9 protein-coding genes are annotated in these 8,570 nt (G+C 68.1%); 5 read left to right on the forward strand and 4 right to left on the reverse strand.

Annotated elements, in window-relative coordinates; translation table 11 throughout:
* From EHS43_RS29570 to EHS43_RS29580, 3 genes are all read left to right on the forward strand, one after another.
* Positions 1-2,196: M4 family metallopeptidase (locus EHS43_RS29570; protein WP_125193783.1), on the forward strand; the 2,196-nt coding region annotated here is incomplete at its 5' end.
* Between the two features lie 296 nt (positions 2,197-2,492).
* Entirely contained in the window at positions 2,493-3,917 is a 1,425-nt protein-coding gene (locus EHS43_RS29575) for a non-reducing end alpha-L-arabinofuranosidase family hydrolase (protein WP_125193784.1), read from the forward strand.
* A 334-nt stretch (positions 3,918-4,251) separates the two neighbouring features.
* The gene (locus EHS43_RS29580) at positions 4,252-4,749 is read left to right on the forward strand and encodes a universal stress protein (RefSeq protein WP_125193785.1); all 498 of its coding nucleotides are present in this window, start codon (positions 4,252-4,254) and stop codon (positions 4,747-4,749) included.
* Between the two features lie 115 nt (positions 4,750-4,864).
* On the opposite strand, the gene EHS43_RS29585 is transcribed toward EHS43_RS29580, so the two are convergent.
* A complete protein-coding gene (locus EHS43_RS29585; protein WP_125193786.1) occupies positions 4,865-5,254 on the reverse strand; it encodes a nuclear transport factor 2 family protein in 390 nt (129 codons plus the stop codon).
* Positions 5,255-5,340: 86 nt separating this feature from the next.
* Here EHS43_RS29585 and EHS43_RS29590 point away from each other — a divergent pair, with 86 nt between their 5' ends.
* The gene (locus EHS43_RS29590) at positions 5,341-6,168 is read left to right on the forward strand and encodes a helix-turn-helix domain-containing protein (RefSeq protein ID WP_125193787.1); all 828 of its coding nucleotides are present in this window, start codon (positions 5,341-5,343) and stop codon (positions 6,166-6,168) included.
* Positions 6,169-6,353: 185 nt separating this feature from the next.
* Here the strand turns inward: EHS43_RS29590 and EHS43_RS29595 are convergent, their stop codons facing one another.
* From EHS43_RS29595 to EHS43_RS48145, 3 genes are all read right to left on the reverse strand, one after another.
* A complete protein-coding gene (locus EHS43_RS29595) occupies positions 6,354-6,959 on the reverse strand; it encodes a hypothetical protein (protein ID WP_260470769.1) in 606 nt (201 codons plus the stop codon).
* Between the two features lie 111 nt (positions 6,960-7,070).
* On the reverse strand, positions 7,071-7,721 hold the full coding sequence (locus EHS43_RS29600; RefSeq protein ID WP_125193788.1) for an HAD family hydrolase: 651 nt from the start codon (positions 7,719-7,721) through the stop codon (positions 7,071-7,073).
* Between the two features lie 13 nt (positions 7,722-7,734).
* Positions 7,735-7,860: a hypothetical protein gene (locus EHS43_RS48145; protein ID WP_260470770.1), complete on the reverse strand. Its 126-nt coding sequence runs from the start codon at positions 7,858-7,860 to the stop codon at positions 7,735-7,737.
* Between the two features lie 135 nt (positions 7,861-7,995).
* Here EHS43_RS48145 and EHS43_RS29605 point away from each other — a divergent pair.
* Positions 7,996-8,570 (forward strand): hypothetical protein (locus EHS43_RS29605; RefSeq protein ID WP_125193789.1); only part of this gene is annotated, 575 nt, incomplete at its 3' end.

The following is an 8,570-nucleotide window of genomic DNA, read 5'->3' on the forward strand; positions in this document are numbered from 1 at the left end:
CTGTTCGTCGTGGCCGCCCCCGCACCGGCCGGTGCCGCCCCGGCCGACCCGGGGCCCGCGAAGATCACCGCCACCCCCCGGGCCGGCGCGGCCCAGGCATCCCTCACCCCCGTCCGCCGCACCGCCCTGGTCAAGAGCGCCCAGTCCGCGGCGGCGGGCACCGCACGGCGCATCGGCCTCGGCGCCAAGGAGAAGCTCGTCGTCAAGGACGTCATCACCGACGCGGACGGCACCACCCACACCCGCTACGAGCGCACCTTCGCCGGCCTGCCCGTCCTGGGCGGTGACCTCGTAGTCCACGACAGCGACGGCCGTACGACCGTCACCAAGGCGAACGCGGCGCCCCTCTCTGTACCCACCCTCAGCCCGAGGATCACGGCGGCCGGCGCCGTCGGCAAGGCTCTCGCCGCGTCGAGGAAGGACCACGTCAGGGGTGCCGAGGTGAACAACGCCGCCCGGCAGGTGATCTGGGCCGGCACCGGCAAGCCCGTCCTGGCATGGGAGACCCTGGTCAAGGGTGTCCAGAGGGACGGTACGCCCAGCGAACTCCAGGTCGTCACCGACGCCGCCACCGGCAAGGAACTCCTGGCCGCCGAGAAGGTGCACACCGGTGAGGGCACCGGCCAGTACGTCGGCACGGTTCCGCTCGGCACCACCCTGTCCGGATCGACGTACCAGCTCACCGATCCCGGCCGCGCCGGACACAAGACCTACGACCTGAACCAGGGCACCTCGGGCACCGGCACCCTCTTCACCGACGACAACGATGTCTGGGGCAACGGCCTGCCGTCCAACCGCCAGACCGCAGGCGTCGACGTGGCCTTCGGCGCCGCGGCCACGTGGGACTTCTACAAGGAGGCCTACGGCCGCAACGGCATCCGCAACGACGGTGTCGCCGCCTACAGCCGCGCCCACTACGGCAGCAACTACGTCAACGCCTTCTGGCAGGACTCCTGCTTCTGCATGACCTACGGCGACGGCTCGGGCAACACCCACCCGCTCACGGCGCTCGACGTGGCGGCCCACGAGATGAGCCACGGAGTCACCGCCGCCACCGCGGGCCTGGTCTACTCGGGTGAGTCCGGCGGTCTGAACGAGGCGACCTCCGACATCTTCGCCGCCGCCGTGGAGTTCCACGAGAACCTCGCGGCCGACCCCGGCGACTACCTCGTCGGCGAGAAGATCGACATCAACGGCGACGGCACCCCGCTGCGTTACATGGACAAGCCCTCCAAGGACGGTGCCTCCAAGGACAGTTGGAGCTCCACTCTGGGCGGCATCGACGTCCACTACTCGTCCGGCCCCGCGAACCACTTCTTCTACCTGCTCTCCGAGGGCAGCGGCGCCAAGACCGTCAACGGCGTCTCCTACGACAGTCCGACCTCCGACGGCCGGCCCGTCACCGGCATCGGCATCGAGAACGCCGCCGCGATCTGGTACCGCGCGCTGACGACGTACATGACCTCGACGACCAACTACGCCGGCGCCCGCACCGCCACCCTGTCCGCCGCCGCGGACCTGTTCGGCGCGTACAGCCCCACCTACCTCGCCGTCGCGGACGCCTGGGCCGGAATCAACGTCGGCAGCCGCATCGCTCTCGGCGTCAACCTCGCCCCGGTCGCCGACCAGACCAGCGGCGTCAACCAGGCCGTCAGTCTCCAGCTGGACGCCTACACCACCAACACCGACGCCACGCTGACCTATGAGGCCACCGGCCTGCCCGAGGGCCTGACGATCAGCCCCGGCGGTCTGATCAGCGGCACCCCGACCACGCTCGGCACGGGCGACGTCACGGTCAAGGTGACCGACAGCACCGGAGCGAGCGCCTCGGACACCTTCAGGTGGCAGATCGCCTACGTCTACGGCAACGCCACCCGTGTCGACATCCCCGACAACGGACCGGCCGTGGAGTCGCCGGTGACCATCACCGGCCGCGACGGCAACGCCTCCACGACCACCACCGTCCACGTCTCCATCGTCCACACCTACCGCGGTGACCTGACCGTCGACCTCGTCGGCCCCAACGGCACCGTCTACTCCCTGCTGAACCGCAGCGGCGGCTCCGCCGACAACGTCGACCAGACCTTCACGGTCGACGCCTCCGCCCAACCGCTCAACGGCACATGGAAGTTGCGCGTACAGGACCGGGCGTCCATCGACGTCGGGTACATCGCGCGCTGGGAACTGACGCCGTGACCTGACAGCACACCCACACCGCCGCCCGGGTCCCTGAGGACCCGGGCGGCGCTGTTCCAGGCAGGGGACATCCCGCTGCGCATCGAATGTTTCGGCGTTCCTGTCGAATCGTGCGAGAGGTATTGACGCCGTTCTGCCGTTCCCTATCATCCAGACTGATCGATGTTTCGACTGAGGTTCGATATTCCGAACAGTCCCGATCGCGTCCTCCGTAAGGCCCGAGCCGCGAGGGGTGCGCCACGTGAGCCGCGTGTCATGTACGTGCCATCCTGACCCCCTTCTCTAACGAGGTCCCCATGCGCAGACGTAGTTTCGACCGCGGGCGTGTGTCCGTGGTGCTGGCCGCAGCGATCGCGGCCCTGGTCGCGTTGGCGGCAATGCTCGGCGCCGCCCCGGCCCAGGCGGCCACCAGCGGCGCCCTGCGCGGTGTCGCTGCCGGCCGGTGTCTCGACGTGCCGAACTCCAGCCAGACCGACGGCACCTACCTGCAGATCTGGGACTGCTCGGGCGGGGCCAACCAGCAGTGGACGGCGACGGACAGCAACCAGCTGACCGTGTACGGCAACAAGTGCCTCGACGTCCCCGGCCACGCCACCGCGGCCGGTACCCGCGTGCAGATCTGGACCTGCACCGGGGGCGCGAACCAACAGTGGCGAGTGAACTCCGACGGCACGATCGTCGGCGTGGAGTCCGGACTGTGCCTTGACGTCACGGGCGCCGCCACGGCCAACGGCACGGCGGTGGAGATCTGGACGTGCAACGGCGGCGGCAACCAGAAGTGGACCGGCCTGTCCGGGACGACCCCGCCGGGGGGCGGCACGTGCACTCTCCCGTCGACGTACCGGTGGACGTCGACCGGTCCGTTGGCGCAGCCCGCGAACGGATGGGTGTCGCTGAAGGACTTCTCCAGCGTGGTGTACAACGGCAAACACCTGGTCTACGCGTCGAACGTGTCGGGGTCGGGGTACGGCTCGATGATGTTCGGTCCGTTCACGAACTGGTCGGACATGGCGTCGGCCGGCCAGAACGGGATGAGCCAGTCCGCGGTGGCTCCCACGCTGTTCTACTTCGCACCCAAGAACATCTGGGTGCTGGCGTCCCAGTGGGGTGCCTCGCCCTTCATCTACCGCACGTCGAGCGACCCCACCAACCCCAACGGCTGGTCCGCGCCGCAGGCGCTGTTCACCGGCAGCATCCCCAACTCCGGCCCGATCGACCAGACGCTGATCGGTGACGGGACGAACATGTACCTGTTCTTCGCCGGTGACAACGGCAAGATCTACCGGGCGAGCATGCCGATCGGGAACTTCCCGGGCAACTTCGGCTCCTCGTACACGACGATCATGAGCGACACGACGGCCAACCTGTTCGAGGCGGTGCAGGTGTACAAGGTCCAGGGCCAGAACCAGTACCTCATGATCGTCGAGGCGATGGGCACGAACGGGCAGCGCTACTTCCGCTCGTTCACGGCCTCCAGCCTGAGCGGTTCGTGGACCCCGCAGGCCGCCACCGAGAGCAACCCCTTCGCGGGCAAGGCCAACAGCGGTGCCACCTGGACCAACGACATCAGTCACGGTGACCTGGTCCGCAACAACCCCGACCAGACCATGACCGTCGACCCCTGCAACATGCAGTTCCTGTACCAGGGCCTGGCTCCGGGTTCGAGCGGCCCCTACGACCAACTGCCGTGGCGGCCGGGCGTCCTCACCCTGCAACGCTGACCGCTGGTTCATCACCGGTGTCGAGGAACCCCAGCCGTGCGTGGGCCGGGGTTCCTCGACACTGTTCGGTTCGCGGCTGCCGGGGCCCCTCGTACCGTCTCGGGCGGGGGGACATCGCAGGATGCGGCGCCGAACCCTGCCACCGTGATCAACGACCCGCGGCGTTGGTATGGCGGCGTCGTGGGCGCGGGCGCGACACTGATGTGAAGCCGGATGAGTCCGTCCGGCTGCCTGAAGACCGTGCCAGGCCCCGTGCGCCTGCTCGGTGGTGGCGGCACACCTGGGTGTGCCGCGCCTGTCGGACCTGGACCGAGTCGTTGCGGGAGGCTGCTGCATGGCCGTCGTCGTCTGGATCGTCGAGGGCACCTGGCCAGCGTGCGTGGACGCCGCCCGCGCGCATGCGCCGGAGGATGCCGACATCGTGCTGCTCCACGTGACCGGGCAGGAGATCGCGGGGGTCGCGCACGGCGCGTTCGCCGGTCTCCTGGGCCGCCGCGGCTCCGAACGCGACCCCGGCATCGAGATGGAGCATCTCGCCGCCGACTCCGCTCAGCATCTGCTGCGGAAGGCGGCCGACCGTCTCGGCCGACCCTGCGCCTGTACCGAGCGCACCGGCCGTATCGAACGCGAAGTGGTCTCCGCGGCTCAGGACGCCGACCTGCTCATCGTGGCCCGCGACGGCGACCGCAGTCATTTGGGGCCGAAGAGCCTCGGCCCGGCCAGTCGGTTCGTGGTCGACCACGCCCCTTGCCCTGTGCTGCTGGTATGGCCCGAGAGCGCACCCGGCCTGTCCAGCATCCCGGCGCCCCCGCCGCCACCTCACCACCGGTGAGGTCGGCATCGAGGGTGCGACAGACACGCGTAGATTCCCACGGACGAACGCACCACCGCCCCATCCGGCTCCCGCCGCCACGATCCACGGCCGCCGCCCCCTCACGTACGACCGGTCAGTGCCTGCCGGGCTCCCACCACACCAGATGGGCGGCTGCCTGGGCGACCGGCTCGATGATCTCCCAGCCCTCGGCGATCAGCCCCTCTTCGAGCCGCCAGATGTCGACGACCGCGATCTCCGGCCCGTCATCGGGAAGCTGCCGCCGCGAGTGCATCATGACGTGATCACCGTCGGCCAGCAGGTGGTGGACCTCGACCCGCATGTCGGCGAGCGGGATGAGTGCCGCCTGTACCGCGGCGAGCCATTCCGCCTTGGTCGAAGACGTCGCATCCGGCCTGTGATGGATGAAGTCCTCGCTCAGCAACGGCTTGAGCGCCTCGGCGCTGCCCGTCTCCATGAGTTCCGTCAGTGCCCGTTGAACGATGGTCTTGTTGCCCGTGGTCATGGACGCAGTGTTTCCGCGGTCGCAACGGTTGTCGATGAAATGGGAGTTCATGGCGTGCGGCTCCACGATGAGTACGCTCGACGACTGTGCATACGGTGGGGGAGCTCCTACGACAGTGGCGGCATCGCCGACGACTCAGCCAACTCGACCTTGCGATCGCGGCCGACGTCTCGGCTCGTCACGTCAGCCTGGTCGAGACGGGCAAGTCCAACCCGAGCGCCGACATGGTCCTCCGGCTCGCGGACCAGCTCGATGTGCCGTTGCGTGATCGCAACCGGCTGTTGCTCGCGGCGGGCTTCGCACCCCGGTACACCGAGCGGCCACTCGATGACGGTGCGCTGTCGGCGGCTCGGGAGGCGGTCGAGAGGGTGCTCCGTGCGCACGAGCCGTACCCGGCGTTGGCCTTCGATCGCCGGTGGAACATCATCATGACCAACCGCGCTGTCGAGCCGTTCTTCGCGGAGGTCGATCCCGACCTGCTACGGCAGCCGGTCAACCTGGTCCGGCTGGGCCTGGACCCGCGTGGGTTCGCTCCTCTGGTCGTCAACCTGGCCGACGTGCGCGTGGTGTTCCGCTCCCGGATCAGGCGTCAGCTCGCCGTTTCTCCCGACGCCGAACTCGCCGCGCTCTACGCGGAATTGCTGGATCCCGATTCGGAGGACGCCTCGGAGCCCGACTCGGTGGACGTCTCGAATCGATCAGTCGAATCCGACGTCGTGCTCCCGATGATCCTTCGCCTCGACGGACGGGAGTTGCGGCTGTTCTCGACCATCACCACGTTCGGCACTCCGATGGACATCACGCTGGAGGAGGTCGCGATCGAGTCGTACTACCCGGCGGACGAGGAGAGCGCCGCGTACTTCGAGGAGTCCGGGGCCGCGTCCAAGCAGCCGCCCCCGCCGGCCGTGCGCTGATGTCTCAGCTCCACGGCACCTCGGGCCGGTGCCGGTGAGGCCAAGAGCGGAATGCTGAGTTTCATGGGGGACGTCGACTCCTCCCGTCCGGCGAAGACCCGGGATGCCGCCGACATGTAGCCGGCTCGTGGGGGAGGCTGCGGAGGACGTGAGCGCCTGCTTCTCAACCCGGATGTCGCCTTCGGTCAGGTCGTGGAAGGGACGGCGCGGGTGAGAGGGGTCAAATTTCCGTAGAGGGCCGCGTGGAGCGCGGCGGCGAGTTCGCGGGCCCGTTCTTCGCTGCGCAGGCCGTGCATCATGAAGTAGATCGGTCCCTTGTAGGCGTCCAGATCAGCCTCGTGGCTCTGGACCAGCCGGGTGATCGCGGCCCGGACTGCATCGTTGACGGCCTCAGTGACAGCGTGGCCGGGACCAGCGGTGAGCGTGTCCGCCTTGACGGTCCATCGCTGGCGATTTTCGAATTCGATGGCGACGAATACCGCGTGCTGTGCCATGGCCCTCCGATAGGCGTCATGGAAAGCTTCGGTTCCGGTGGCGTCCGGAATCAGGTGTGCGGGGCAGGGGGCTGGGAGAGTCTGCACGAGGACATTGTGCCAAGCATCCTTAATTGCGACATAAGGGTGATTATTGGAATGCGTGTCGAAGGCTGTGTCCGTGGGCGGGTCCGGCTCACCGTGGGCGACGAACTGCTTCAGGGACGACTCAAGTAGTTCCACTCGGTGCAGGCGAGGCATATCCGTACACGCCAGCTGGTCGAGATCAGAGCCGCGAAATCCCAGGTCGAGCAGCACTCCGCGACTCCGCGACTCCGGGCTGTGAGGGCGACACTCTTCTGGACTCACCCCCGGGCTGGTGGCCGAGGTGCCCGGGTCGTGGACGGTCGGTCGTGCCTTGGCCGTGCCTTATCTTGCCGCAGTGATGACGTGGTCGATCGCGGTGGCGACGTCCACGGCGACATGGGTGGGCTGGTAGGACTCCTGGGCCCACGGTCGGCCGTTCGACACCCACACACTTCGAAGCCCGAGCGCGTTGGCGCCGGCGATGTCGGCATGCGGGGAATCGCCGATGACCCATGCGTCGGCGAGGGACGCTCCGACGGCATCCGCGGCAGCGTGGAAGATCTCCGGTTCGGGTTTCTTGCGGCCGACGGCCTCCGAGATCACCCAGCCCTGGACGAGCTGGTCGAGTCCGGTGCGACGGATCTTGGCTTCCTGTTGGACAGTGCGGCCGTTGGTGACGATCACGCAGGTCCAGCCGTCGGTCCGTGCTGTGTCCAGGGCCTCGCGGGAGAGTTCCGCCAGCACGACGCGATCGGCAGTGCCATGGTCGAGCAGGGCATGGATGGCCGTGGTGGGCACCAAGCCCTGGTACCGGTCGGTCATGGCCGCGGCGACATCCTGGCGGGCGGTATATCCACTGGCGTCGAGAGCCATCACCCAGGTGAGGTCGGTGTGGGGCAGGTGATGCTCGGTGAGGAAGGCGGTGACGGCATCGTGGAAGGCGGCGTCGCGGTCGACCAGGGTGTTGTCGAGGTCCAGCATCAGCAACGGCATGATCGGCAGTAGATCACGGGCGATGGTCTCGGGGCAGGAGGGTTTCCCGCCCATGGCCGAGGTAGTCGGTGCGGTGGATGACGGTGGCCTGGGCGTCGATGCCGAAGCCGGCGGCGACGAGCTCGCTCGCAGTCGTCAAGTACGTGTGAGAGAAGGGTGGTTGAAGCCGGGCCCCGCCCGACCTTGGTTCCCGTTACCGACTCAAGAACCGCCTGGCAGCCATCCGGCGAGAGTGGGACGACGCAGCCTGACGACGAGGTCGACAATGATCCGCATGGATGTCACTGAGCTGCTCGAATCGGCTTCCCTTCTTGTCCCGGAAGAGGCTGCCACCGAGAACGACATCTCGGTGCAGGACGTCTGGGACTACCTCGCCCACGACGAATGGGAGATCGCTCTGAGCCTGCTGGAGGAGCTCGGAGACGGACGGCCGCTGCCCCTGACGTTCTGGGAGCAGCTTGCCGAAGCGGCCGAACAACTTGGCGCTGAGCGGAGCGTGGCTTGGTGCCATTGGCGGTGTTCTGAGATGCGAAACGGAGTGATCCGGGCGGATCTGACACTGCGTCCAGCCGCGGAGGCGCGACGCAAGACGCCAATCTCCGGTCACGGTGTTCTGCGACCCCTGTGGGACATCGGGAATCTCTCGCCGACGGGGGACGCCTCGGTGAGCATCGCAGGGCTCTGGGTCGAGGACGCACCTGTTCTGGAGCCCGGCGGCCGGGCCACTGTCCGCCTCGTTCCCCTCACCCCCACTCACTGGACGCACGTCAAGGCCGGCCAACAGATCAACATGCACGAGGACCGGACCGTGGCCGGCACCGCAGTCGTGCTGGAGGTTCACCTTCCCAC

The organism is Streptomyces sp. RP5T (genome assembly GCF_003933965.1).
Taxonomy (GTDB): Bacteria; Actinomycetota; Actinomycetes; order Streptomycetales; family Streptomycetaceae; genus Streptomyces.

Coding starts and splice junctions, on each gene's coding strand:
- EHS43_RS29575 (WP_125193784.1), top strand. CDS start 2,493: ATGCGCAGACGTAGTTTCGACCGCGGGCGTGTGTCCGTGGTGCTGGCC.
- EHS43_RS29580 (WP_125193785.1), top strand. CDS start 4,252: ATGGCCGTCGTCGTCTGGATCGTCGAGGGCACCTGGCCAGCGTGCGTG.
- EHS43_RS29585 (WP_125193786.1), bottom strand. CDS start 5,254: ATGACCACGGGCAACAAGACCATCGTTCAACGGGCACTGACGGAACTC.
- EHS43_RS29600 (WP_125193788.1), bottom strand. CDS start 7,721: ATGCCGTTGCTGATGCTGGACCTCGACAACACCCTGGTCGACCGCGAC.